Source organism: Salipaludibacillus keqinensis (assembly GCF_003226325.1).
GTDB classification, from domain to species: domain Bacteria; phylum Bacillota; class Bacilli; order Bacillales; family Salisediminibacteriaceae; genus Salipaludibacillus; species Salipaludibacillus keqinensis.
On the sequence record NZ_PDOD01000004.1, the window covers coordinates 334,719 to 361,062 of the forward strand.

A 26,344-nucleotide genomic window follows, 5' to 3' on the forward strand; every position below is an offset into this window, starting at 1 on the left:
TCCTTAGCACAACTAACGGAGGGATTCATAAAATGAGCGAACAAATGAGTGAATGGTGGAGAAAGTCAGTAGTGTACCAAATTTACCCAAAGAGCTTTAATGATACGATGGGAAATGGTGTTGGTGATATTCAAGGGATTATCGAAAAATTGGACTATTTGAAAGAATTAGGTGTGGATGTTATTTGGCTCACTCCAATATACGAGTCGCCACAAAAGGATAATGGATACGATATAAGTGACTATTACAGCATTCATGAAGAGTATGGCACGATGGAAGACTTTGACCGTCTTCTCTCTGAAGCCCACGACCGAGATTTGAAAATCATTATGGATATTGTTGTTAATCATACGTCTACCGAGCATCGCTGGTTTAAGGAATCTGCTTCAAGCAAAGATAACCCTTACCGAGACTATTATATTTGGAAAAATCCGATTGATGGAAAAGAACCGACGAATTGGCAATCCAAATTCGGAGGGAACGCTTGGAAGTACGACGAAGAAACAGAGCAATACTACTTGCACTTGTTTGATGTGACGCAAGCAGATTTAAACTGGGAGAATGAACAAGTTCGTAATGATGTATACGAAATGATGAATTATTGGTTTGATAAGGGCGTAGACGGCTTCCGACTTGATGTCATTAACCTTATTTCGAAAGATCAGCGTTTTCCTAATGATGATGGTTCTGTAGCACCTGGAGACGGTCGTAAGTTTTATACAGACGGGCCTCGAGTACACGAATATATGCAGGAAATGAATCGTGAAGTTTTCTCTAAGTACGATGTCATGACAGTAGGAGAAATGAGTTCTACAACTGTAGATCACTGTATAAAGTATACTCGTCCTGACCGAAATGAATTAAGCATGACGTTTAATTTTCATCATTTAAAAGTTGATTATCCTCATGGTGAAAAATGGGCGATTGCAGACTTTGATTTTCAAGCACTGAAACAAATTTTATCGAAATGGCAATCGGAAATGCATCAAGGAGGCGGATGGAATGCCTTATTCTGGTGTAACCATGATCAACCACGTGTTGTCACAAGGTATGGGAACGATGGTAAATATCATAAGGAATCGGCGAAAATGCTGGCAACGACTATTCATATGATGCAAGGAACACCGTATATATATCAAGGTGAAGAATTTGGAATGACTAATCCGAAATTCTCTTCCATTGATGATTACAGAGATGTTGAGACATTAAACCTTTATGAATCGAAAAAGCAAGAAGGCATGGATGATCAGGAAATTCTTAAAGTGATTCAAGCTAAATCACGTGATAATTCCCGTACACCCGTCCAATGGAATAATGAACAGCATGGCGGTTTTACAGAAGGAACTCCTTGGATCCCTGTTGCAAACAACTACGAAACGATTAATGCTGAAGCAGCAGTGAAAGACAAAGAATCCATTTTTTATCATTACAAGAAACTGATCCAGCTTCGTAAAGAATTAGATATTATTACTTATGGAGATTATCAGCTAATTTTAGAAGACGATGACCGTTTGTTTGCTTATGTGCGCAATTATAAGAACGAAAAACTACTCGTGATTAATCATTTTTATGAGGGAGAGGCGACATTTAACCTGCCTAAAGACATTGATTTAGCTGATTATGAAGTTGAACTGCTTGTTTCGAATGACCGAGTGGATGCTAGCTTGCAGGAATCGATGTTGATTAAACCTTACGAGTCATTAGTTTATCATTTGAAGAAAGCATGATAAGATTGGTTTGGTGATGCCCATGCAAAATAAATATTTACAAATTTATCGAGAGATTGCAGATAATATTAGAGAAGGTAAGTATCCTGCTCATTCGAAACTGCCATCTGAACATGATTTGTTGAGAGATTATTCTACATCGAGAGAAACGATCCGCAAGGCGCTTAACCTTCTTTCACAAAATGGTTTTATCCAAAAGGTTCAAGGAAAAGGATCCATTGTGTTGGATGCGCGCAAATTTGATTTTCCCATTTCCGGTCTAGTTAGTTTTAAAGAATTGGCGGGGAAAATTGGTGAAAAGCATCAAACTCATGTCGAAGAACTGGAACTTATCACGCCTGATGAAGAAATCAAGCAGCAGTTGCATTTAAAAGATAGTCAACATGTATGGAAAGTTCATCGTGTTCGAGAAATTGATGGAGAGCGCATTATCCTAGATAAGGATTATTTTAATCAAATGTACGTGGAACATTTAACGAAAGAGATTTGTGAAAACTCGATTTACGAATATATTGAAAATGAATTGGGTATGACGATTAGTTTTGCAAAAAAAGAGATTATTGTCGTTGAACCTACAGAAGAAGATCGGCGACTGCTGAAGTTAGATGGATTTTACAATGTAGTCGTAGTAAAGAACTATGTATATTTCGATGATGCCAGTCTGTTTCAATACACGGAATCAAGGCATCGCCCTGATAAATTTAAGTTTGTAGACTTCGCTCGAAGAACTCATGGATAATTTAAATGATAGCCGTTGATTAGGAAGTGTTTCCTGATCAACGGCTTTTTGTAAAAAAAATAGGTTTGAATAGGTGCAAGGATTATCACTTTTCTCATAAGAAAAAGACCTGATATAAATCAGGCCTTCTGTTGAGATTTCTACCTATTTTTTCAAGATTTCTACAATCGTTGATCTAAGAGACTGATCGTGGACGGTTTTATTCAACCACTGTTTAGATGAGTCGTCAGTTTCCCCTTTGGCACGTCTAAATAACTTAACGAGGAGTTGACGAAGTACCGTTGAATAATGAACATGGTCAATCTTCTGAGCTTGCTGCAATATTTTTTCAATGAGGTCTGAATTGTCAATTTCCACATGCTTTACGGCATTAAATAGAAATTCCTCAACAATTCTAGCATGATTAAAGCTTAAGTAGTATTCCGGAACTTCCTCAATAAGTTGCGGATGATCTTGAATATATTCAGCTAACATCGGAATATATGAATCTAACCGATGATGTAACAGATAATGGAAAGATTTCAAAGCATTTGCTTGCTCTAGAGCATCCTTTAAGGCAATCATAATCAATGATTGATCAGATTTACCATCAGCATTCTGAAGGGCAATGAGCCTTGAAGGCCATTGGTGCTTAATATCTTCAAGTAATTCATCCGTTAGTAATTTCATAATGTTTTTATTTTTCATTTTTGCTTCTTCTTTTGGGCGAAGAGCATCTTTTAAATCATCTTGTGTTACTTTATATTGTTTTTTCCGTTCGGCGATTTTTTTGTAACGTTCGAGGATGTCTGTAGATTCAACTGTTGTCTTATTAGACAAATAAAAGGAGTCTAAGAACCTCCCGTTGTAATCTAAAACCGCAAAAATCACAGGTGTTTCTTGGTCAAATAACAAAGCATGAATCTTTCGTTTCCCGCTGAGTTCTTCATATTTTAAAATGTAATGACGCTGGTTGTCTCCGTCTAAAAATACTTTCTTTCCTAAAAAACTAGGTGGTAAAACGGACATATCACTTCACCGTCCCTTTCTGAAATTTGTAATAGTTATGTTTTTTGAAAGATTGATGAAGGATGTTTCACATAAGTATGTAATCTAAACATCGTTCCGAATGATCAAGTAAATAATCAAACCAATCAAGGGGAAAAATAACGTACCGATCAAAATAACAATGCTGAGTTCTTTACTGTTCCCTTTCTTCAATGAATCACGATAAGCCCATATACTTGTAAAAACATTAAGAAGAAAAAGACCAAAGCCGATTAGTAGAAAAAATAAGATCAGACTGCTAAATTCTAACAATGAATAAACTCCTTATTTTTAAGCTCTCCTTCTATCATAACCGTCTTGAGTCTTTTTGTGTAGGTTTCGGTCAAAAAAAATGCTAATATTGAATGGAAAAAGACTAATTTCCCGATAAATAGATAAAAAGTAGCTCTTGTAATCGTATTACAAGGGCTACTTTTAGAATACAGTTATATGTTCTCTTTATTGACACGCTGAGTAGCTGCCTTTGCTCTATTTATTGCTTCACGATCTTCAATATCTGCTAACTCTTCGCTATATTCTACGTCCTTGTTGTCTTCTTTTTTTGATTCCTGTTTGTCCGCTTGCTGGTTTTTTTTCATAAAGCTTCCTTCCTTCTAAATGAGATCTCTGAAAACTGGGGGTTCATACTAAAGGTTTGACTTGGAATTTGAAAATGCTCGGTCTGCAGCTTTAAATGCTGGCTGATAAGACATTTCTTGGGCTCGTGACATTCTTCGTCGTTCATCCTTGTCCTTTCGTACTTTCCTCTCCATTTCATAAGCCTCCTTTAACTTCAGCTATATTTATTGTGACCAAATTCAAAGGAATTTATACGATCTCCAGGTGACGAATATAGAAGAAATAGGCAACGGCTAGTCTTTTAATAAATCAGAAAATGCTTCTTGTAAGTTTGGATACGTGAAAGTGTAACCGTAGTTTTGGAGTTGTTTTGGCAACACTCTCTGCCCCTCTAAAACGAGTACGCTCATTTCTCCAAGAGCAATATGAAGAACCGTACTCGGGACAGGAGCCCAAAATGGACGATTTAATGTGTCAGCTAGTGTTTTACCGAAATCTTTCATTCGCTGAGGTTCAGGGGAAGTGAAATTTACTGGACCTTGTATATCCTTATGATGGATGCAGTGAACGAGGGCTTGAGCCACATCCTCAATATGAATCCACGACATCCACTGTTCACCAGTGCCTAATTTACCTCCAGCAAATAATTTAAATGGAGGGAGCATTTTCTTTAACGCACCGTCTTCAGCATCAAGAACTACACCAAACCGTGTACACACGACACGAACTTCAGGTGGAGCTTTCAATGCTTCTTCCTCCCATTGTTTTACGACATCAGCTAAGAAATCCTCTCCTGGTTCTCGATCTTCTTCTGTAAATGTTTTAGTGTAGGATGTTCCATAGAATCCTACGGCAGAGCCACTAAGAAAAACTGAAGGTTTGTGATCCATTTTTTCAATAATTCGCACTGCTTCTTTTGTAGCCTCAATGCGGCTTTGTAAAATTTCTTGTTTTTTGTCGGATGTCCATCTTCCACTATTTAAGTTCTCACCTGCAAGGTTGATAAGAGCGTCAATGCCATCAAGTTCTTTTTCTGGTTCAGTGCCATCTTTCAGCCATTCTACAAAGGAGACTTGTTTTTCTTCCTGTTTGTTTGATTTATTTCTCGTTAAAATGAATACATGATGCCCTTGTGAAGTTAATTCTTTCGTCACAGCCTGACCGATTAAGCCAGTTCCACCGGTGATTGCTACTTTCATTGGATCGCCTCCTGTTTTAATATGTACTTATGTACTCTTTTTCCTTTTATAAAGGATTGTCAAACGTTTTATAACACATAGGAGCTCCTTGCACGGCAGCAACTCTGAAGATAGCCCGTGTCACCACAACTTAGTTTTTAAAAAAGGATGAGAGATTATGCCGGTTATTACTAAAATTACTGCAGCAAAGAAAACAAAAGGACGTTATCATATTTATCTTAAGCGAGGAGAGGGTGAAGAATATGCCTTTTCTGTGTCTGAAGATGTTCTGGTTAGTGAGCATTTAACGAAAGGAAAAGAACTTACTAAAACAGACATATCTAACTTAAAGGATAAAGACGATGTTGATAAAGCGATGCAGAAAGTGTTGAATTATTTGTCTTATCGGATGCGATCGGAGACAGAGGTTATCCGCTACCTTAAAGATCTAGAAGTGGCTGAAGAAGATATCACTAGGATGGTGAAAAGGTTGAGAGAATTGGATTTCATTGATGATCAACGATTTTGTGAAGCCTTTGTAAGAACGAAAAGGGATACGGCTAAAAAAGGCCCTTTATTAATTGAGCAGGAACTCTATCAAAAAGGGGTAAGTAAAATCAATATAGAACAGGCAATGAAGCAATATTCTGAAGAGCTACAATTAGAACATGCAACTGCCATGGTAGAGAAAAAGCAGTCTTCTTATAAAAAAGAAAGTCTGAAAAAGAAACAGCAAAAATTAATGCAATTCATTATTCAGCGAGGCTATCCTCATTCAATCGCTTCAAAGGCTGTTCAATTAGCCGAAATCGAAGAAGATCCAGAACTAGAATGGGATGCAGTAGATAAACAGGGTGAAAAAGCTTGGAGAAAATATGAGAAAAAAGAATTGTGGGAACGAAAGCAAAGAGTGAAACAATACTTATATGGGCGTGGATTTACAGCAGATAAAATAGACGAATGGATTGAACACAAGCTGGAATCAGATGAATGAAATGATAATTTGACTGAGGAGATTCAAAACAGCAAGCGGAAATCCCTGAGATGGTAGACAAACCTCTACAGGGAACGACTTGAAGAGGCTAGACAAAAAGATTTCATTAAAAAATTTATTGAAAGCGCTTTAAAAATAGAAACAAAATCGCCATCTTTTTATTGTGAAACAATGCACATACAGTGTTAAAATAAACGTATAAAGATTCTTTGCCCACCTTTGAGAGAACAGAAAGGATAATGTTTATGACTACTATTGTCGCCCTTACACCTATTATTGCCGTCATGTTATTTCTAGTTGTGCTAAAAATGAGTGCCGTTAAAGCAATGACCATTAGTTTAGTCGCCACAGCTGCGTTAGCACTTTTATACTGGCAAGTTCCTGTAATTATTATAGCAGCATCTACTATTGAAGGTATTATTATCGGTCTTTCTATTTTATATATTGTGTTTGGAGCCATCTTACTATTGAATACGTTAAAGTTGTCAGGAGCAATCGATACGATCCGAACAAGCTTTATGGGGGTATCGGCTGACAGACGAGTACAAGTTATCATTATTGCTTGGCTGTTCGGGGCATTTATAGAAGGGGCGGCTGGCTTTGGAACACCTGCTGCCATTGCGGCACCGCTGCTTGTAGCTTTAGGTTTTCCAGCACTTGCTGCAGTTGTATTGGCGCTTATTGCTGATAGCTCCCCGGTTTCTTTTGGTGCCGTGGGGACACCAGTGATAGTAGGAGTAGATCAAGGGTTACGTGAAGGAGGAGAAATTTCCCCTGTTGTTCAGCCCTATATAGATTCCAGCGGAGGAATGGCTCCATTTATTCAAGATATCGCTTCACAAATTATGCAAATTGATATCTTTGTAGGGTCGTTAATGCCCTTAATTATGGTGATCATATTGACTCGTTTTTTCGGTACGAACCGGTCTTGGAAAGAAGGATTAGCTGTTTGGAAATTCGCCTTGTTTGCAGGATTAAGTTTTACTATACCCGCTTTAATCGTTGCAACATTTTTAGGGCCTGAATTCCCGTCTATTTTTGGAGGGCTAATTGGACTGGCCATTGTTGTCCCGGCAGCAAAGAGAGGTTTTTTACTTCCAAAAGAATCATGGGACTTTGCCAAGGAAGAGGATTGGCTGGAATCTTGGATTGGGAAAATTTCTACTGATGGAGACGATCAGCAAAGTACAAGGAAACTTTCTTTGATTCGAGCATGGATACCTTATTTGTTAGTAGGGTTAATTCTTGTGCTAACCCGACTTGAGGCGTTGCCTTTTAGGGAAATGTTACAAAGCTTTTCTGTTGGCTGGAATAATATTTTAGGAACGGCCATTAGTGAACAATTGCAACCACTTTACATTCCAGGCTTTGTATTTATATTAGTCGTTTTAATAACCGCATTCGTTCATAAAATGAATCCAAGACAAGTGAAGTTATCTTTTACACGATCTGGTAAAGCCGTTGTTGGTACGGCCATTACGCTATTTACAGCAGTTCCGATGGTTCGTATTTTTATTAATTCTGGGGAGAACGCTAGTGGTCTTGAAAGTATGCCTATTGAGTTAGCAAACACGGTCTCAGCGTTAATGGGCAGTGGATGGCCAATTATGGCCCCACTCATCGGAGCATTAGGTTCATTTATTTCTGGAAGTGCTACGTTTAGTAACATGATGTTCAGCTTGTTCCAATCAAGTGTAGCAGATCAGATTTCAGCAGATCCTAAATTGATCTTGTCGTTACAAGTAATGGGATCAAACGCAGGGAATATGATTTGCGTTCTAAACGTTGTTGCTGCAGCCTCTGTTGTAGGGTTAGTTGGTCGAGAAGGGGCAATTATTAGAATGACAATTTTGCCGATGCTATATTATTCATTTTTCGCAGGGACGATCGGGCTCATTTTATCACTTCTTTGAATCCGATTCGATTTGCTTCGCTAGAGTCATCTACAGAACAGAAAAGTCTAGAATATCGTTCATACAATGAGTAATTAGGTAGTTCCTTTGAGACAGAGGACTACCTTTTTCATTGTCTATGACAACCAGTTAAAAACTTTAAGGATCTACAGATCTCATAGAAGGTGTTAGTAGCAGGAATGGTCTCTTTTCTTTTACATCCAAAGGAAAAACTTTATAATGAGAGTAACAACGATCGTTTGAAAAAGGAGAATGTTTCATGGACCAAAAATTTAGTCGAATGTCAATGGCTGAACTTCAGCAGGAAATTGCGGAGTTAAAAGTAAAAGCACAAAAAGCTGAACAAATGAGTATGGTAAATGAATTTGCTGTTTATGAGCGTAAAATGCTGATGGCTCAAGCTTATTTGATGGATCCAGATGAGTTTCATTCTGGGGAGAAATATGAGTTGAAAGACAGTCCAAACGAATTTTTCCACATAGATTATATGAACGGTGTATTTGCATGGGGATACAGAAATGGTGGAAAGGAACAAGAAGGGGTCCCTATATCCATTTTAGGCGAGAGAATAAAATAGAGGGAATTTCTGGTATTGTATACCATTATTCCCTCTTAAAGGATGCTACGTTCTTTTGCGCATTTCAACTTCTAATATTTGATTATGCAAACTTTGTTCTGTTTCACCATTTACTTGATGGAAAGAACGTTTAGGATTCGCTCTTGGCGATTGGAATGGATCTGCATACAAAGATTTCAGCGCTTTTCGATGGTGAGATTTGACCACTGAAAAAAACCTCCTTAAAAATGAAGTTTCAAGCTTTTTCTAACTGCTATCATTCATGTTGGTTTTTTCCACTTTCTCTCATTCGCTCCTGCGGATGATCTTTAATTGAGCCATTAGGACGCTTAGATGCGAACCTTGCCATTTCTCGCTTATCCTTACTAAGGGAAATTCGAGAAGATAACTCTCTGTTGTTATTACGCAAAAGGTGAACCTCCTTTTTTGATGGGGGAGTCTTAGTATTTCCTGAAATCAACTGAATTGATCTGAGAAATATTTGAAAGGAGTGAAAGTTATGCATGATTATTTTGAAAGATTGACGAATCGGCTATTAGAACAAAATGATAATCTTTCTTATTCAGAAGCACGAACGTGGGTTGAGTTACTATGGGAAGATTTTGAAGCCACATATGCGAAATCAGGTCGGAATTATCAGGGGAAAGAAATGACGGAAAGAATTTTAAATCAATGGATCGATAATCACGGCTCTAGACTGCACGAAATATTACTTGAAAAGCCAAAGTACCGTGAATGGTTTGATAAAAAGAAGTTTTACCATTGATCCTCACAAATTATCCTCGGAAAAAAAGGTGCCATGCGAACTGTGTTAACTGTTCTCATGGCACCTTTCCATTACGACTGGTTCGCTGGTACATGTAATTTCCGTTTAAGTGTATCTGTATTGTATATCCAGCCTGTATAGGAATTTAAGACCGATAAATTTTCATCTAGACGTACGATTGCTACGAAAGGGTAGTATCCTTTGCTACGGTACCGTAAATCAACAAATTTCACTGAATATCCATGTCCTTCAATAGAGACGGCCCAACGATAAGCAGGGGAAAAGGATAAAAAGGCCGATAAATTTTTATCTTGTTTTGCAGCTTCAATGATTTGATCATTAGGGATCGGTTCAAATGGATAAGATTCAAAATAAGTGATCGTGCCTTTTCTTGATTCTGCAACGTACATCATACTCTGAGTTCGGACGACGACATGCCATAAATTCCACTTAAATGTAGGAGAGGTGAAAATATGAGTAGCGTCAGGATGAAATGATTTAACTTTCTTATATACCTTCCTTTGAACGCTGATTCTCCATAAATAGTAAAGGATGATGACGCCAAACATCCACAAAAATGTCCAACCGGGATTATAGCCGAACCGCCAAAAGGTGATAGCTACAATATGGGCGAGGAAAATAAACGGGTCAAATATATTTATGATACCTAGTGCTAGCCATTTTGGGTAAAATGGTGAGAAAGCTTTTGTACCGTATGCATTAAAAATATCTACAAATACGTGGATGAAGACAGCAAAGAAGGTCCACGCCCATAAATGGTATAAGTTTAAATTCGGCATGATTAAATAAAGAAACAATGTAATCAATGTTGGCCAAATAAACCAAAAAGGAATAGAATGTGTCACTCCTCTATGGTTTCGAATATAAGTAGCATTGTTCCGTAATTTAAGAACAGTGTCAAAGTCTGGAGCTTGTGACCCAATAAGAACCCCTATCATGGCAGCTTGAGTCATTTCCGGATTCCCGGCAACAACAGGGTCAAGAGTTGCTAAACCACCTATGGCTATTCCCATGACGACATGGGTTCCAGTGTCCATGTATTTCCCTCCTAGCCAACATTTGAGTATATAGGTATGATAATTTATAGTATCATGTGTATTCACTCGTTTCAAAAAGAAACAACCTTTATCCTATTCATACCCTATTAGACCCTCTTTCAAAAGGAGAATATTTCATGAAAACAAAAGATAACCATAAATTTCAACAAGATCTACTTGCATGGTACGACGAAAATAAACGGGACCTTCCTTGGCGAAAAGAAAGGGATCCTTATAAAATCTGGGTTTCGGAAATTATGCTCCAACAAACAAGAGTTGATACTGTCATTCCCTATTTTCAACGGTTTATGGATTTATTTCCGACTATACATGATTTAGCTGAAGCGGAGGAAGAGACAGTGTTAAAGGCTTGGGAGGGATTGGGGTATTATTCTAGAGCAAGAAACCTCCATCAAGCAGTGAAAGAAGTTAGTCAATCATATGGTGGACAAGTTCCTAAAACCGAAAAAGAAATAGGGGATTTAAAAGGTGTAGGTCCTTATACGGCTGGAGCTATTCTATCGATTGCTTATAATATACCCGCGCCAGCAGTAGACGGAAACGTGATGAGAGTCCTATCAAGAATTTATACTATATACGATGATATTTCAAAAGCTTCAACACGAAAAACATTTGAATCCATCGTTAGGGAACTGATCTCTCAAGACCGTTCCTCAGACTTTAATCAAGCATTAATGGAGCTAGGTGCAATGGTTTGTTCCCCAACGAACCCCTCCTGTTTGTTATGTCCTGTTCAAAATCATTGTTCAGCAAAAGCTGAAGGTGTTCAAGACGTATTACCTGTGAAAGCAAAGAAAAAGCCACCAAAAAAGCTCAAAATGAAAGCGGTGATTCTACGCGATCATGATGGACGTATTCTTATTGAAAGGCGTCCTGACACTGGGCTGTTAGCAAAGTTATGGCAATTTCCCAATATTGAAGCTGAGACAGAAAATCTTGATGATCTAACAGCTTATATCACCACTCTTGGTTTGAAAGCCGATATTACAAATAAAGTTCAGGAAGTGAAGCATGTTTTTTCTCATATTGTGTGGGAAATTAGTGTATATGAAGCGATCGTCAAAGCTGGTCATAGTGATGAACTGTATGACGAGACATTAGGAAGACACTTCGTTCAAGTAGAAGATGTTAACTGGTATCCATTTCCAGTTTCGCATCAGAAAATTATTGATGGTGCTTTAGTTAAAAAGGAGGATTTATGATGGACTTGCAATTAGAAAATAAGAAGGTTCTTGTAACCGGTGGTTCTAAAGGAATTGGTAAAGGGATTGCGAAAGCTTTTATAGCTGAAGGAGCGAACGTGGGGATTGTGGCAAGAAATGAGAAAGATTTACACAAGGCGAAGCGGGACTTACCGGGCGTCCAAGTGTTCCAAGCTGATTTGGCGAATGAGAACGAAAGAACAACGGTATTTAGTCAATTTATTGATACATTTGAAGACATTGACATTTTAGTTAACAATGTCGGTGGGAGCAGCGGTGGAAAGACAATGGAAACGCCAGTAAATCAGTTTGAAGAGGCTATGCAACTAAATTTCTTCTCCGCTGTTCAATTAAGTCAGCATGCAGCTAAATATATGAGAAAGAAAAAGCAAGGTTCAATTATAAATATTTCATCCATATTTGGCAGAGAGTCCGGAGGTAAACCAACATATAACAGTGCCAAGTCTGCTATGATCAGCTTCACAAAATCATTAGCGGATGAGTTAGTTGAAGACGGTGTTCGTGTAAATGGAGTGGCTCCAGGTTCCATTTTGCATCCCACAGGTAATTGGCAAAAACGATTAGAAGAAAATCCGGAGAAAATTGAGAAGTTCGTCAATGATCAAATTCCGGCCGGAAGATTTGGAACTGTAGAAGAAGTGGCAGATGTCGTCTTATTCCTAGCTTCTGAACGATCACGCTGGGTCATCGGAGCGACAATCAACGTGGATGGAGGACAGTCAAAGTCTAATTTTTAGATGTTAAGATGGTCTCCTAAAAGAATCAGCTCTGTTGCTCACACAGAGTATGAAAACTTGAACAAACTTCGAGGATTCAAAGGGAATAGTTTACATTTATGTTAAAAATAATACCTGATTCCATGAATTCAGGTATTATTTTTAATAGCCAAGCCAAAAAATAACCATTTCGTTACCCGAAATATGTTAAAATGGTGAAAAAATATAAAGGAGACTTACTGATGAAGAATTTAAGTTCTTTGCACAACCCGTATCCTTCTCAACGTATGGTTACATATGGAAGAAATGGAATGGTTGCTACATCTCAGCCTCTTGCTGCCCAGGCAGGGCTTGATGTGATGAAAAAAGGTGGAAACGCCATCGACGCAGCCATTGCCACAGCCGCATGCCTTACTGTAGTGGAACCTACGTCTAATGGAATTGGCGGAGACGCCTTTGCACTAGTCTGGGTAAAGGACAAATTACATGGATTAAACGCTAGCGGTCCAGCGCCTCAAGGGATCTCTATTGAAAAGCTTAAAGAACAAGGTGTAAAAGAAATTCCTAAGTTTGGCTGGACACCTGTTACGGTTCCTGGAGCCCCTTCTGCTTGGGTTGAGTTGTCTGAAAAGTTTGGTAAGTTACCTCTCGAAGAAGTACTAGCTCCAGCTGTAGAGTACGCCAGAGAAGGATTTCCATTAAGTCCTACGCTATCTTACTTTTGGGACAAAGCTGTGAAAGGATTCCAGAAAGTACTGAAAGATGACATGTTTCAACATTGGTTTGATACATTTGCTCCTGAAGGACGTGCCCCGAAAGCAGGAGAGATGTGGCAGTCAGAAGGGCATGCAAACACTCTCGAAGAAATAGGGAAAACAAAGGGTCATTCATTTTATCACGGGGACATAGCTGATCAGATTGATGCTTTTTCTAAAAAACATCGTGGGTACATTCGAAAAGAAGACTTGGCAGCCTATAAACCGGAGTGGGTAGATCCTATTAAAGTTAATTACAAGGGGTATGACGTATGGGAAATCCCTCCAAATGGGCAAGGTCTAATAGCTCTTATGGCTTTAAACACTCTGAAAAATGATTCTTTTCACACAAGAGAAGATATAGACACGTACCACAAACAAATTGAAGCAATGAAGTTAGCTTTTGCTGACGGTGAAAAATATATCACAGACAAAACATATATGAGTCAACATGTGGAAGATATGCTAAGCGAAAGCTATGGAAAAACACGTCGAGAGCTTATCGGTGAAGAAGCACTTCAACCTGAGGCAGGAGATCCATCGTCAAGCGGAACTGTTTATTTAGCGACTGCCGATAACGAAGGAAATATGGTATCGTTTATTCAAAGCAACTATATGGGCTTCGGTTCTGGGTTAGTGGTTCCTAATACAGGAATTTCGCTGCAAAATAGAGGACATAATTTCAGTCTTGATCCTGAACATGACAATGCGTTGCGACCAGGGAAACGGACATTCCATACTATTATTCCAGGTTTTCTAACGAAAGGGAATGAAGCGATTGGTCCATTTGGTGTTATGGGCGGGTTTATGCAACCGCAAGGCCATATGCAAGTTGTTATGAATACAATTGACTTTGGTTTGAATCCTCAAGCAGCACTTGATGCGCCAAGGTGGCAATGGATGAAAGATAAACAAGTATTGTTAGAACACACTGTTCCAAATCATATTGCTCAATCACTTTCTGCTAAAGGGCACGATATCCAACTCACTCACCTTGGAGGTAGCTTCGGACGTGGCCAGATCATCTGGCGAAATCCGACGAACGGAGTATTATCAGGCGGAACAGAAGCGCGTACAGACGGAGCGATTGCTGTATATTAGAAAGGTGCCTAAATGATGAAACAAGCAAATCTGTTTATGGCCTTCTTAAGGGTTGGCCTATTGGGATATGGAGGCGGGCCTGCCTCCATTCCCCTTATTCAAAAGGAAGTTGTAGATAAATACGAGTGGATGACTGACGAAGAGTTCTCCGATATGCTAGCGATTGGAAATACTCTCCCAGGTCCTATAGCTACAAAGCTTGCCGGTTATATTGGATACAGAGTTTCAGGAATTTCAGGGATGTTGAATGCACTTCTAGCTTCGGTTATTCCTACTGTTATCCTAATGATTATATTATTGACTTCGTTAGCCTCTTTTCGTGAATATGATTGGGTTCAAGGAATGACTCGAGGCGTACTGCCGGTTGTGGCAGTCATGTTAGGTGTATTGACATGGAACTTCTTCAAAAAATCCCATACTGACCTAGGCTGGTTAAAAGCCAGTTTACTTGTTATTGCGTCCGTTCTCCTCATCCAGCTAGTAGGAATGCATCCTGCCATTGTAATCGCGGCACTTATCTTATTTGTCTTGCTCAAACCAGCAAGGAAGGCAGGTGAGGAAGAATGATATATTGGGAAATATTTTTAGCTTTTTTTATTCCAGGAATTGTCGGATACGGTGGAGGGCCTGCAACTATTCCACTGATTGAATATGAAGTCGTTCATAGATATGACTGGATGACCATTGAGGAATTTGGTGAAGTGTTAGCCTTAGGGAATGCCTTGCCTGGTCCAATTGCCACGAAGATGGCTGGTTTTATTGCCTTTGAACAGGCAGGAATTCTAGGTGCAATCGTTGCCCTCTTTGCTACTATTGCTCCATCTTTAATATTAATGCTCATTTTATTAAGTGTTTTATTGAAGTTCAAAGATTCACCGAAAGTGAAGCTGTTATCATCCGTCGTAAGGCCAACGATAGCTGTGCTTTTAGGAGCTATGACATTTAGGTTTATGGAAACTTCATACTTAGATAGCGGTTGGCTCCAAACAGGCTTTATGCTTGTTGTGAGTTATGTTTTATTAGAAAAAATAAAGGTTCATCCTGCTTATGTTATATTAAGTGCCCTGATTTATGGGGCTCTGTTTCTCCATTAGCTTGAATGAAAACGTTAATCAAACTGGAGTCTTGTCCCACTTGTCCAGTCGGCTTCCATTTTGGGTAATCCGTTTCGATTGATGATTTCATTGACTATTTCTTTATGGATAGTTACCCCTTCAACGCTCAAATAAGGAGAAATCTGTTGAAACATATGGTGAAAGTAGGCAAGTTCTTTTTCCGTCCAATCAGTTTTTGGTGTCATTGACAATTCAGTCATATCACGACCTACGTACATGGTTACTCAACCCCTCATTTCAATAATAGTTACGAACATATCATCATGTTTCTTGGTATGATTAGCTTTACTATTCACGAGTCATATTATACAAAAAGGTTACTTTGAAAATACAAAGCCCGTTCCAATATTTATGACAAATAGGGAAGATGAGTAGTGCGATCTAAAACAACGTTTAACAGTGCTATACTAAAAAAGCCACAAATATATAAATTAAAGGAGTCATTATTTACATGAAACACTCAACTGAAAAAGTTGCCTTAGTCACTGGAAGCAGCAGAGGTATTGGAAAAGAAATAGCGCTAAAATTGGCTCGTAAAGGCTACAATGTAGTGATAAATTACGCGAGAAGCCGAACAAAGGCGGAAGAAACTGTCGAAGAAATACGTCAACTTGGTCAAAAGGCAATAGCTGTTAAAGCAAACGTGGCTAAACAAGATAAAGTTGAAGAGATGTTTAATCAGATTGACGAGGAATTCGGTCGAATTGATATTCTCGTCAATAACGCCGCTTCAGGCGTATTAAGACCAATTCTTGAAGTAGAAGAAAGCCATTGGGATTGGACAATGAATATTAATAGCAAAGCAATGCTTTTTTGCTCACAAATGGCAGCAGAAAGAATGAAAAAACAAACGTCTGGTGGAGCCATAGTTAGTTTAAGCTCGTTAGGAGCAACGAGATACTTGCCTAACTATACTACTGTAGGAGTATCTAAAGCTGCAGTAGAAGCGTTAACCAGGTATTTAGCAGTGGAATTAGCACCCTTTAACATTCGTGTAAATGCTGTTTCAGGAGGAGCAGTTGATACGGATGCATTGACGCACTTTCCTAACCGGGATGAGTTATTAGACGATGCAAGAAACCGAACGCCTGCAGGTAAAATGGTACAACCGGAAGATTTAGCGAATGCCGCACTATTTCTGTTGTCTGATGAGGCAAGTATGATACGCGGTCAAACAATCATTGTCGATGGTGGAATTTCACTGTTGACCTGATTTGGTTAAAGTAACATTTTTTTGCAGATGTTTTATTTGGATAAGAAATTCCCTCTAGGACATATTAATGTGTGTGGAGGTGATACACATGCAAAACAACCAACAACAAAATGCTTCTAAAACAAATGCTCAAAAAGTAAAGAAGCAAAACCAACAATCTGCTCAAGGGCAAAACTATGAGTTTGCAAGTGAAACAGACGCTCAACAAGTAAGACAACAAAACCAACAGTCTTCACAACGTAAGCAACAAGCTAAAGGGCAACAGCAGCAACAATAACGGATTGCTGCAACAGGATTTCTTCCTCGTGAAGAGTCCGAATGTCTATACCCTCTTCCATAAACGGGAGAGGGCTTTTCTTATTTTGTCACACGGTTTCAGTAAGAAAATAGAGAAGCTTACGGTGGAGTTCTGTTAAAATGGCACAAACAATAGTATAATAAGAAAGATAAGGTATAAGAGCAATTGACCAATTTTAGCGCGGAAGAATATATTCGTTTTAATCTGAAGATAACTTTTTTTCGAGGGAGGAAAAATATGTTTTTCCGACGGAAACGAAAAGACCAACAAAACCAAGCTAAAAAAGAAGTAAAAGAAATTACGGTATCGATTGATGACGTAAGATCTGCTGTGAATAAATTTGCCTTGAAGTTAGATAAAGGTATTTCTTTACGTAGCATTGTATCAGATAATCATGAAATTGATTTTGAACTTTTGCATTCTTATTTAGGTGGCAAACCTGATAGACCCTTTTACATGTCTAAAGAGACATTCGAAATTTTTGAGGATCCTGAATATCCTAAGCATATTGATTTTTGTCAAATAGCATGTGATCAGTATTTGCTTGAAACAGGTGAGGAGCCTTGTATTCCTGGAGACCGTTCGAAGAAAATCAGCTATTTTAAGTTACAAAATTATCTTATACAAAAACCTCCCTTCGATTTGTATTTGGACTCTAATGATCGGATGGTGACCCATAGGAAGCCAACAGATCAAGAGAGAAAGGAGTAGCATTGTGGAATTTCCTAAAATAGGCAGTAACATTGAAGTTCAAAGCTATAAACATAACGGGCTGCTTCATCGTGTCTGGGAAGAAACGATCATTTTAAAAGGAACGACACAAGAAGTCATTGGTGGGAATGATCGCATTTTAGTGCAAGAATCTGATGGACGCCAATGGAGAACAAGAGAACCGGCGATATGCTACTTTACCGCCCATCATTGGTTTAATGTCATAGGGATGATCCGTGATGATGGTATTTACTATTATTGTAATCTTGGAACTCCGTTCACATATGACTCAGAAGCATTAAAGTATATTGATTACGATTTGGATATTAAAGTCTTTCCTGATATGACATATAAATTATTAGATGAAGATGAGTTTGCTTTACATAAGAAACAAATGAATTATCCTGATGAAGTGGAAGTCATATTAAGAAGAACCGTAGACGAGTTGGTATCATGGGTCAGTCAGCAAAAAGGTCCCTTTGAACCGGGATTTATTGAGTATTGGTATGAGCGTTTTTTACATCATCGATAATTTATCGAATGAAAGAGTGGAGCGGTTAGAATATAATCAAGCTCCCTCTTCTTTTTATTTGTCCACTAATATACAGTGGAAATTCAGTGTTAAATATCACCGTTTGACAAAAAATAAAGGTGTTTGAAAAAGAAGCGTAAATCGAAGGGAATAAGTCTGTAAATACAGAGATCGGGAACTTACATGCATAAATGAATTAAAGTAAGTCCTGAAATCAAGCAGTCATAACTTAAAGTTTGCTGGTTGGTTAGCAAGGAGATGTTCTATTTGGAAAGTATTAAACGCTATATGGAGTTTGTAAAGCCCTATTGGAAAGCCATCACACTTACGGTCATTATAGGGATGTTTAAATTTGGTATTCCATTAATGATCCCTCTCATTTTAAAATATGTTATTGATGATATTATTGGGGCAGAAGGTTTATCCACTAGTGAGCAACTTAACACATTATATTGGCTTATTGGGATCGTCCTGGTTGTATTTGTAGTGTTTCGCCCACCTATTGAATATTACCGTCAATATTTAGCACAATGGACTGGGAACAAGATTTTATACGATATTCGTGAAAATTTATTTGTCCATCTCCAAAAGCTAAGTTTAAAGTTTTATTCTAACAGGAAATCAGGGGAAATTATTTCGAGAGTTATTCATGATGTAGAACAAACGAAGAATTTTATCATTACTGGCATGATGAACATCTGGCTCGATGTGTTTACTATTATAGTTGCCATCGTTATCATGATGACGATGGATGTATGGTTAACACTAATTGCGATTTCATTACTTCCCCTTTACGGATTTGCCATTAAATATTTTTTCTCGAGGCTTCGCAATTTAACAAGAAGGAGATCGCAAGCTTTGGCTGAAGTGCAAGGTCATCTCCATGAACGGTTACAAGGAATGAACGTCATTCGTAGCTTTGCCTTGGAGGATTACGAACAAAAGGAGTTCGACCGACAAAATGAGAACTTTCTTTCCAAAGCCATTGATCACACTAGGTGGAATGCGAAAACTTTTGCTGTCGTGAATACAATTACTGATATTGCACCGATTATGGTGATTGGTGCTGCTGGTGTTTTAGTCATTCAAACAGGATTGACAGTTGGAACAATGGTCGCTTTCGTAGCTTACATGGACCGTCTTTATAACCCTTTGCGGAGATTAGTCAATTCTTCCACAACATTAACTCAATCTATCGCCTCGATGGATCGAGTGTTTGAATTAGTTGATGAAAAGTATGATATCACCGACAAAAAAAATGCTGCTCCTTATTCTTATCCTCAAGGGGAAGTAATCTTTGACAATGTAGGATTTAGTTATATTGAAGGTGAACCTGTTCTAAAGGAGGTCAGTTTCCGAGTGGAACGGGGTGAAACGGTTGCTATTGTCGGTATGAGTGGCGGTGGAAAAAGCACAATTATGAGTCTTATTCCACGGTTTTATGATGTAACGGAAGGACGTATCCTTATAGACGGAAAAGATGTCCGTGACTACCAAGTCCGTTCATTACGAGATCGGATAGCGATGGTTCTCCAAGACAATATTATCTTCAGCGATTCAGTCATGTTTAACATCCGCATGGGTCGTCCAACAGCATCAGACGAAGAAGTATATGCTGCTGCAAAGGCTGCAAATGCAGATGAATTTATTCGAGGGCTTCCTGAAGGATATGAGACAAACATAGGGGAGCGAGGAGTCAAATTGTCTGGCGGCCAAAAACAACGAGTCGCTATTGCTCGTGTCTTCTTGAAGAGCCCAGAGATTCTAGTTTTTGATGAAGCTACAAGCTCATTAGATCTAGAAAGTGAGAGCCTCATTCAGCAGTCTCTGTTCCGACTGGCAGAAGATCGGACCACATTCATTGTCGCTCATCGTCTATCTACGATTACTCACGCTGATAAAATCATCGTCATAGACCATGGTCGTTTAGCTGAAGCTGGTACACATGATGAACTCATGAAAAGGCAAGGAGCTTACTATAATCTTTTCCAAGTGCAACAATTGACTTAAACATACGAAAAAAAAGCGCCCCAAGGGGACGCTTTTTTTTTCGTTAACAGGTGGTAAGAACTTAACTGTAAGGAGAATATCAACAGCCCGGCACTAAATCAACTAGAACATCTCCCGCTCTCGAATCTTCACTTCATTGTCTTCAGTATGATAGGTGAAGAATCCATCTACGAGGCGGTCTAAATGCTCCAGTTCCTCGCTATATTCAATAATGAGAGCAATAACTGGAAGAAAGTGGATCCAGTCATCTTGTTCTATTTGCTGGTCCGAGTGATAGGTCATAAATACATTGATCAGCTGATGCTTTCCGTTATTTATTTCTTCGTAAAAATCCTCGGTTGACTGAGGTTTCACTTTCCCCATGTATTTTAATAAAATTCGTTCGTGATAATTTGTTAAATAATCAACTTGAAGCTGAAGTAATTGACTCATTTCTTCAGGCAATTGATTAACAGCATTATCGTGTTTACTTAAGCTTTTCAAGATTTCTTTTGCTTTTTTCGTGGTGCTGAGCATCTGTCTGAATAAGACAACTTTCCGCATCCGGGAATATTCATGTTTGCGAAAGAAGCTTCGTTCTTCTCGATATAAGGTGAAGATATTTTCTAACTTGATCACTGAATCGCGAATTTTTTTCATATCTTGTTTCAGCGTATGATAATCCACTTCATGATGGAGAATTAGGCGAATCCATTGAATGATCTGCTCATTTGTGTCGGTAATTTTATGATAGAGCTGATTTTCGTGTTTTGGAGGTAAAAAAATCATATTCACGATAAAAGCACAAAACACCCCGATCATGATAAGCATAAATCGATTGGCAGCGAAATTGATAAAGTCATCTGTGGGGCTTCCCATAATGATGATGGCTGTTACCACAGCTAATGGAATGATCGCTTCCTTCTTAAGCTTAATATTAATACTGATGATCAGAACAACAACGACACCTACAACAAACGGCTCGTGTCCAAAGGCAAGAACAAAGATAATTGCTAACACAGCACTGATGATATTTGCCTGTATCTGATCCCAAATTAACGTTAAACTTTTATGAACGGATGGCTGCACAGCAAAAAAAGCGGCTAGCGCACCAAATGCAGGTACTTCAAACCCAAGCCACATCGCTGCATATAAGGCAAAGGTTACTGCTAAGCCTGTTTTGAAAATACGAGCTCCAAGTCTCATAATCGTTCAAATTCCTTTCTATTTTATAAGGGCGAATGAATTAAATTCAAGCAAGTAAAAACGGTTAATATAAGGATGTACTATACACCTCTTTCAAGGAAACTTCAAGATGTTCCTATGGTTTTTACATACTAATATATGAATTGAACATAGCCCGAGGAGACAAGCCTATGCAGGTTCTACCGACGCAGCAAGATCCAACGGAACAGGACGAAAACGATGAGAAGTCTTATACGCCAGACAACTAATTCACCCCTAAAAAGAGAAGGGACTCTTTAGTTGCTCTTAGAGTCCCTTCCCATATATTCGTTAAGATACAATTTTTACTCTGTAGATACCGCAGGGTCAGCTTGTTGCTTAACTGGAACTACTTGCCTGAAGTGAGCAGAAGGTTCCTCTAGAAGCTTCTCTACTAAAGCTACTTCTTCTAGCTGATCTAATTCAGCAAGTTCGTCACGGTACATGCTTAATAACTCGACCACATCTGAAATCCCTTCGTCAGATAAAGGTTCAATAGCCACTTTTGCCCCTTTGGCAATTCTATTCCTCAAAGCTTGATCATCAAGACCCATAATCTCATCATATCGTAAATAGATGACACCACCTGTCATGCCCGCGCACATCCATGGGCCAGGATCGCCCATAACAAGACCTCTGCCGTTCGTCATATATTCGAAAGCAAAACCTTTAATGTTTGCATGAACGCCTGCGTTATAAAGCCGATCTTTAGTGAGAGGCTTCTTTAATCGACCTCCAAAGATCATATCGGCACCGGACAAGCGAATACCCGCTCGTGAGTCTGCGTCACCTTGAATGATGAATGTGCCTTTTTGAGCTCCATATCCAATCCCTTTACCAACAGAGCCGTTAATTAGCTGGCCGTTCATACCTTTTGTTTTAAAAACTTTGAATGATCCTCCGAACGATGTTTTTCCGACTCCGTCTTGAGCACCGCCAGTGATATGAATGTTTACTCCATCACTATTATAAGCACCTAACCCATTACCGAGAATAGAACCTTTCGTATAACGTAAATCTATTTCTGGAAGGCTCTTATAGGACCCATCTAATTTGCCGCGAACTCGGTGACAGGAGACTCGACTGCCAAGTATACGCTGTTCAGCGGTGACAGCTTCAAATTCTCTTGAGGTGGTTAGTTCACTGATATTACCGTCCAAATACTCGAACTCTGCTCCTACTGCTACAGCAAGTTGCTGTTCTTCCGCTTCTTCAAGAGCTTTAGCAGGCTCAAATGGAGCTAGGTCCTGCTCAGGAAGAGTAGACAGTAATTCTGTTAAATCAAGTTCCTCATGTCCGCGCGTTTGTTCTAGTAAATCTGCTCGACCAACGAGATCTTGCGTACGTTTGAACCCAAGAGAGGCGGTCAATGCTTGAAGCTCTTTTCCAAATTGAGAGAACATTGTCATCAACCCTTGAACCGCAAGGTCATATTCTCTTGGCACGAAGCGGCGCAGTCCATGGTCTTTAGCTTGTGCTTCTGTTTCGATTTGCGTAGCAATACCTACGTGGCACGTGTCTAAGTGACAACCACGGCAAGCAGTACAACCAACAGCGATCATGGATAACGTACCGAAACCAATTCGGTTTGCCCCTAATAGCATCAATTTAATAGCGTCTTGAATGCTTTTAACTCCGCCATCAGCCCAAAGCTCAACTTTGTGGCGCAGACCCGCTTCTAATAGAGCAAAGTGGGCAGCTTTCACACCGATTTCTGCTGGAAGACCTACGTGTTGTAAGGCATGAACACGAGCGGCACCAGTACCGCCATCAAATCCGCTTAGCGTAATGTAGTCAGCTCCGGCTTTTGCAATCCCTACAGCAATTGTTCCAATATTTGGTACGATCGGGACTTTTACCGTGACTTTGGCTTGATCATTAGCGGTTTTCAGTTCAGTAATCATTTGTGCTAAATCTTCTATCGAATAAATATCATGGTTATTAGAAGGTGAAATTAAATCTGATCCAGTTGTAGCATTTCGTGCAGCCGCAACCTTATCTGTAACTTTTGATCCTGGCAAGTGACCGCCTTCACCTGGCTTTGCACCTTGGCCAATTTTAATTTCTAATAAGTTTGTAGAGTTTAACAATTCAACGTTGACTCCGAATCGACCTGAAGCAATTTGCTGTCCACGGGTGTTTGGATATTTTCCTAGCATGTCTTTGATCTCTCCGCCTTCACCATTGAAACTGATCATATTCAGTTTATCGGCCGCTTCCGCATAAGCACGGAATGCTACTTCATTTTGGGAGCCGAATGACATGGAACTAATCATGAATGGAAGGTCGTGACTTCCTACACCAACATCGACGGTTTCGTTCTCTATATCCGATTGGACTTTTTTCAAGTCTGTAAAATGTCTGATTGTCGTTGGATTTTTGGTTTCTTGCTCGGCAATTTTATCGCCAAATTCTTTATATTCAATCTTTCCAGAAGCAAGGTCACCAAGGGACTTCCAAATACGTGGGAAGATGTGAAATGTTTTTCCGGGCCTAGCCTTTTCACTATGGAAATCCTCTTTTCGAGCCAAACTGTCTTCTTTCATTTGCTTGAAATTAAAACTAACCTCTTTACTACCAAGGTAATTCACGATATTTAAGTGGTCTGCAATTTCTTCGTTCAGTCCTATGGCTGAGAAAAGACGACCATAGCCGCGTAATTCATGGATACCGATCGTAGAAATGATTTTTTCAAGTCCTTTATTTAACGCAGAATATAGTTTTACAGCTGGTGCCCCATCATCATCTACGACAGTAGCGAACATGACATAAGGATTGATAAGGTCAGCACCTAACCCGAACACAACAGCAATGTCATGTAATGTACGAATACTTCCCGATCTTAAAACTAAAGAGCAATCGCGACGTAGTTCTTTATGAGTTAAGGCTTGATCTAGTGATGAAATGGCAAGGTGAGGATCTAGCCAGTACAGACCATTTTCATGGGTTCCGTGATCATCAAGAACTATAAACGATTTTCCGGATTCAATGGCTGCCGTTGCATCTGCTGCTAGTCGTTCAAGAGCCTCTTCCACCTCTTCATGATTGTGACGAACAAGTTTCAGTTCTTCTACTTCATTATGATTCTTATAATATTCAACTAACTCTTCGTAGGAAGGATGATTAAATTCTTCGTGTAATGCTTTCCCTGCCATACCGTCACTAATAACGGGGGAATCCAATTGAGTAATGGTTCTCATATCTTCTTCTTTAAACAATCCGGGACGCTTACCAATAACTACTCGTGTGGAGAAGTGTTCCATCTCACGGTCACGGTCAATCGCTGGATTAGTCACAACGGCTACACTTTCTTTAATGAAATCTGCTACATTTTTTCGGCCAGGGTGCATCGCTGCTAAAGGGGCATCATGCCCAAGGGATCGAATAGGTTCTACGCCTTTTTCAGCCATTTGTTCTATTAGCTGAACGTGTTCACGATCCCATCCATTAGCCGAATAGACAGAAGGGTTAACATTTTGTTGGAATAAAACCGCTTGAGGAGATGACTTCCATTTCGTAGTAAGTCGTTTGCTCGCACCCATAATAGGAAGTTTGTCTGCCATTCGGTGATATACTTCTTCTTGTAATTCGTCGTGCCATAAGACAACGACTGTCCCTTGTTCACTTCTCTTTAAGGCAACTTTTTCACCTGGAGCGAAAGGTTTCGGTTCAGATACATATTGATCAGACGTGAAAATCCCTTGTTCCGAAGAAAAAATGTAGCTTGACGTTGTCTCAAGCATCCACACAGGGCGCAGGCCCAATGAATCTACACTGAAAACAGTCTCATCACCAGATCTGGAGATAATACCAGCGGGTCCTTGAGCAAAATGTCCCCACGCTTCACGAATATAGGAATATAAATCTTTTAAGTGCTCTGGAAAATGCTTGATTTCATTTACAATTGGCGGGAAGAGGATTTCCAATGTTTCAAATAATGACAGTCCTTCCCTTGAAGTAAACGTATCAATGACTCTATTTAAGTCTTGAGAGTCACTACCGCCGTCGACTAACGGAACGCCTACCATATTTGCTTCGTCTCGGAGCTTGGCAATGGTATTGATTTCACCGTTATGACCGATCACACTAAAAGGTTGAACACGGAAAAAATTCGACAACGTGTTCGTGGAGTAACGGTTATGTCCTAAAGTGGTAGTAGAAGCAACAAGAGGGTCTGCCAAGTCTGCATAGTACTTCGGGAGAATATCACCAGCGCCCATGACTTTATAAACAACATTTTCGTTACTTAAAGAAGCAACATGAACTGCCAGGTTTTTCTCGCATTCAATGGTTAGTTCAAATAAAATTGATCGAAGGGTAGCAGTATTTAGAGTTTCATCGGCAGTAAATGCCAGTTGCCAGAACAGAGGCTCCGCCTTTTTTGCTATAGGGCCTAACGCCTCATAATTGGTTTGATCCGTGCTTTCAAAAACGAGGTTGAATCCTTTCGCTGCGAAAAGATCTTTCATTTCTTGTTGAAATTTACTTGTTTCAGGAGTTTTTTCAATAAATAAATGGCCAACAACAAATGAAGGAGAGTCAACTAGTGACGGATCCACTTGGACTTCCTCAAGCTTTTTTTTCCAAAGAGCACGAGGAATATCAATATGAATACCTACCCCATCACCCTCTTCGTTAATGAAGCCCGCCCGGTGATTCATTGTTAACAAAGCTTGAATAGTGTCATCAATGTTTTTCTTAGTTGGGATATTTTCTTTCTCAATGAATGAAACAATGCCACAGCTGTCATGTTCCTCTTGGAGCGCTCCGCGGAAACGCTGAAGTTCTTTTGAAACTTTTCTCATAAGTTTGGTCAACGTTCGACCTCCACCTCCTGTAAAAATAAAACAACCTTGTACTGATAGAAAACCTGACAAAAATAAGGTCTA

Annotated in this window: 27 protein-coding genes; 16 read left to right on the forward strand and 11 right to left on the reverse strand. The window is 39.3% G+C overall.

Going from position 1 to position 26,344, the window contains the following annotated elements; translation table 11 throughout:
* Positions 1-32: 32 nt before the first annotated feature.
* Together treC and treR are read left to right on the forward strand one after the other, a co-directional pair.
* On the forward strand, positions 33-1,727 hold the full coding sequence (treC, locus tag CR194_RS16405) for an alpha,alpha-phosphotrehalase (RefSeq protein ID WP_269845726.1): 1,695 nt from the start codon (positions 33-35) through the stop codon (positions 1,725-1,727).
* 22 nt (positions 1,728-1,749) lie between these two features.
* A complete protein-coding gene (gene treR, locus CR194_RS16410; RefSeq protein ID WP_110611016.1) occupies positions 1,750-2,466 on the forward strand; it encodes a trehalose operon repressor in 717 nt (238 codons plus the stop codon).
* A 144-nt stretch (positions 2,467-2,610) separates the two neighbouring features.
* Here treR and CR194_RS16415 read toward each other — a convergent pair whose 3' ends face one another.
* The 5 genes from CR194_RS16415 to CR194_RS16435 all read right to left on the reverse strand — a co-directional run bounded on the left by CR194_RS16415 (position 2,611) and on the right by CR194_RS16435 (position 5,270).
* A complete protein-coding gene (locus tag CR194_RS16415) occupies positions 2,611-3,474 on the reverse strand; it encodes a hypothetical protein (protein WP_110611018.1) in 864 nt (287 codons plus the stop codon).
* A gap of 84 nt (positions 3,475-3,558) precedes the next feature.
* Positions 3,559-3,765 (reverse strand): hypothetical protein, encoded by a 207-nt coding sequence (locus CR194_RS16420; protein WP_110611020.1) that lies wholly within the window; start codon positions 3,763-3,765, stop codon positions 3,559-3,561.
* Between the two features lie 173 nt (positions 3,766-3,938).
* Complete coding sequence (locus CR194_RS16425; RefSeq protein ID WP_110611021.1) at positions 3,939-4,091, reverse strand: YfhD family protein; 153 nt, start codon at positions 4,089-4,091, stop codon at positions 3,939-3,941.
* Between the two features lie 48 nt (positions 4,092-4,139).
* The gene (locus tag CR194_RS16430) at positions 4,140-4,265 is read right to left on the reverse strand and encodes a YfhE family protein (RefSeq protein ID WP_110611023.1); all 126 of its coding nucleotides are present in this window, start codon (positions 4,263-4,265) and stop codon (positions 4,140-4,142) included.
* Between the two features lie 99 nt (positions 4,266-4,364).
* Entirely contained in the window at positions 4,365-5,270 is a 906-nt protein-coding gene (locus CR194_RS16435; RefSeq protein WP_110611025.1) for a TIGR01777 family oxidoreductase, read from the reverse strand.
* Positions 5,271-5,427: 157 nt separating this feature from the next.
* Between CR194_RS16435 and recX the strand changes: the two genes are divergently transcribed.
* From recX to CR194_RS16450, 3 genes are all read left to right on the forward strand, one after another.
* Complete coding sequence (recX, locus tag CR194_RS16440) at positions 5,428-6,243, forward strand: recombination regulator RecX (RefSeq protein ID WP_110611027.1); 816 nt, start codon at positions 5,428-5,430, stop codon at positions 6,241-6,243.
* 245 nt (positions 6,244-6,488) lie between these two features.
* Positions 6,489-8,156 carry an L-lactate permease gene (locus tag CR194_RS16445; protein WP_110611029.1) on the forward strand — a complete coding sequence of 556 codons (1,668 nt, stop codon included), beginning with the start codon at positions 6,489-6,491 and terminating at the stop codon, positions 8,154-8,156.
* Positions 8,157-8,415: 259 nt separating this feature from the next.
* The gene (locus CR194_RS16450) at positions 8,416-8,733 is read left to right on the forward strand and encodes a YfhH family protein (RefSeq protein WP_110611031.1); all 318 of its coding nucleotides are present in this window, start codon (positions 8,416-8,418) and stop codon (positions 8,731-8,733) included.
* Between the two features lie 45 nt (positions 8,734-8,778).
* Here CR194_RS16450 and CR194_RS16455 read toward each other — a convergent pair whose 3' ends face one another.
* Together CR194_RS16455 and sspK are read right to left on the reverse strand one after the other, a co-directional pair.
* On the reverse strand, positions 8,779-8,940 hold the full coding sequence (locus tag CR194_RS16455) for a YpzG family protein (protein ID WP_110611033.1): 162 nt from the start codon (positions 8,938-8,940) through the stop codon (positions 8,779-8,781).
* 49 nt (positions 8,941-8,989) lie between these two features.
* Positions 8,990-9,142, reverse strand: coding sequence for a small acid-soluble spore protein K (gene sspK, locus CR194_RS20815; RefSeq protein WP_332888679.1), 153 nt, complete (start codon positions 9,140-9,142; stop codon positions 8,990-8,992).
* 90 nt (positions 9,143-9,232) lie between these two features.
* On the opposite strand from sspK, the gene CR194_RS16465 reads away from it, so the two are divergent.
* On the forward strand, positions 9,233-9,499 hold the full coding sequence (locus CR194_RS16465) for a YfhJ family protein (protein WP_110611037.1): 267 nt from the start codon (positions 9,233-9,235) through the stop codon (positions 9,497-9,499).
* A gap of 71 nt (positions 9,500-9,570) precedes the next feature.
* Here the strand turns inward: CR194_RS16465 and CR194_RS16470 are convergent, their stop codons facing one another.
* Positions 9,571-10,557 carry a metal-dependent hydrolase gene (locus tag CR194_RS16470; protein WP_110611039.1) on the reverse strand — a complete coding sequence of 329 codons (987 nt, stop codon included), beginning with the start codon at positions 10,555-10,557 and terminating at the stop codon, positions 9,571-9,573.
* A 137-nt stretch (positions 10,558-10,694) separates the two neighbouring features.
* On the opposite strand from CR194_RS16470, the gene mutY reads away from it, so the two are divergent.
* From mutY to CR194_RS16495, 5 genes are all read left to right on the forward strand, one after another.
* Entirely contained in the window at positions 10,695-11,780 is a 1,086-nt protein-coding gene (mutY, locus tag CR194_RS16475; RefSeq protein WP_110611041.1) for an A/G-specific adenine glycosylase, read from the forward strand.
* The gene (locus CR194_RS16480; protein WP_110611043.1) at positions 11,780-12,538 is read left to right on the forward strand and encodes an SDR family NAD(P)-dependent oxidoreductase; all 759 of its coding nucleotides are present in this window, start codon (positions 11,780-11,782) and stop codon (positions 12,536-12,538) included. The genes mutY and CR194_RS16480 overlap by 1 nt, the downstream gene beginning before the upstream one ends.
* Positions 12,539-12,759: 221 nt before the next feature.
* Entirely contained in the window at positions 12,760-14,373 is a 1,614-nt protein-coding gene (locus CR194_RS16485; RefSeq protein WP_110611045.1) for a gamma-glutamyltransferase family protein, read from the forward strand.
* Between the two features lie 15 nt (positions 14,374-14,388).
* Positions 14,389-14,940, forward strand: coding sequence for a chromate transporter (locus CR194_RS16490; RefSeq protein ID WP_110611047.1), 552 nt, complete (start codon positions 14,389-14,391; stop codon positions 14,938-14,940).
* On the forward strand, positions 14,937-15,467 hold the full coding sequence (locus tag CR194_RS16495; protein ID WP_110611049.1) for a chromate transporter: 531 nt from the start codon (positions 14,937-14,939) through the stop codon (positions 15,465-15,467). Before CR194_RS16490 ends, CR194_RS16495 begins: the two co-directional genes overlap by 4 nt.
* Before the next feature lie 14 nt (positions 15,468-15,481).
* On the opposite strand, the gene CR194_RS16500 is transcribed toward CR194_RS16495, so the two are convergent.
* Positions 15,482-15,706: a cytosolic protein gene (locus CR194_RS16500; protein WP_110611051.1), complete on the reverse strand. Its 225-nt coding sequence runs from the start codon at positions 15,704-15,706 to the stop codon at positions 15,482-15,484.
* Between the two features lie 233 nt (positions 15,707-15,939).
* Between CR194_RS16500 and fabL the strand changes: the two genes are divergently transcribed.
* The 5 genes from fabL (at position 15,940) to CR194_RS16525 (ending at position 20,252) form a co-directional block, all read left to right on the forward strand.
* Positions 15,940-16,701 (forward strand): enoyl-[acyl-carrier-protein] reductase FabL, encoded by a 762-nt coding sequence (gene fabL / locus CR194_RS16505; protein ID WP_110611053.1) that lies wholly within the window; start codon positions 15,940-15,942, stop codon positions 16,699-16,701.
* Between the two features lie 88 nt (positions 16,702-16,789).
* The gene (locus CR194_RS16510) at positions 16,790-16,978 is read left to right on the forward strand and encodes a gamma-type small acid-soluble spore protein (protein ID WP_332888680.1); all 189 of its coding nucleotides are present in this window, start codon (positions 16,790-16,792) and stop codon (positions 16,976-16,978) included.
* A 258-nt stretch (positions 16,979-17,236) separates the two neighbouring features.
* Positions 17,237-17,710 carry a DUF3939 domain-containing protein gene (locus CR194_RS16515; RefSeq protein WP_110611057.1) on the forward strand — a complete coding sequence of 158 codons (474 nt, stop codon included), beginning with the start codon at positions 17,237-17,239 and terminating at the stop codon, positions 17,708-17,710.
* A gap of 4 nt (positions 17,711-17,714) precedes the next feature.
* Positions 17,715-18,242, forward strand: coding sequence for a nucleoside tri-diphosphate phosphatase (gene ntdP / locus CR194_RS16520; RefSeq protein ID WP_110611059.1), 528 nt, complete (start codon positions 17,715-17,717; stop codon positions 18,240-18,242).
* A 267-nt stretch (positions 18,243-18,509) separates the two neighbouring features.
* Positions 18,510-20,252, forward strand: coding sequence for an ABC transporter ATP-binding protein (locus CR194_RS16525; protein WP_110611061.1), 1,743 nt, complete (start codon positions 18,510-18,512; stop codon positions 20,250-20,252).
* A gap of 102 nt (positions 20,253-20,354) precedes the next feature.
* Here the strand turns inward: CR194_RS16525 and CR194_RS16530 are convergent, their stop codons facing one another.
* Together CR194_RS16530 and CR194_RS16535 are read right to left on the reverse strand one after the other, a co-directional pair.
* Positions 20,355-21,437, reverse strand: coding sequence for an FUSC family protein (locus CR194_RS16530; protein ID WP_110611063.1), 1,083 nt, complete (start codon positions 21,435-21,437; stop codon positions 20,355-20,357).
* Positions 21,438-21,760: 323 nt separating this feature from the next.
* On the reverse strand, positions 21,761-26,260 hold the full coding sequence (locus CR194_RS16535) for a glutamate synthase-related protein (RefSeq protein ID WP_110611066.1): 4,500 nt from the start codon (positions 26,258-26,260) through the stop codon (positions 21,761-21,763).
* Positions 26,261-26,344: the final 84 nt, after the last annotated feature.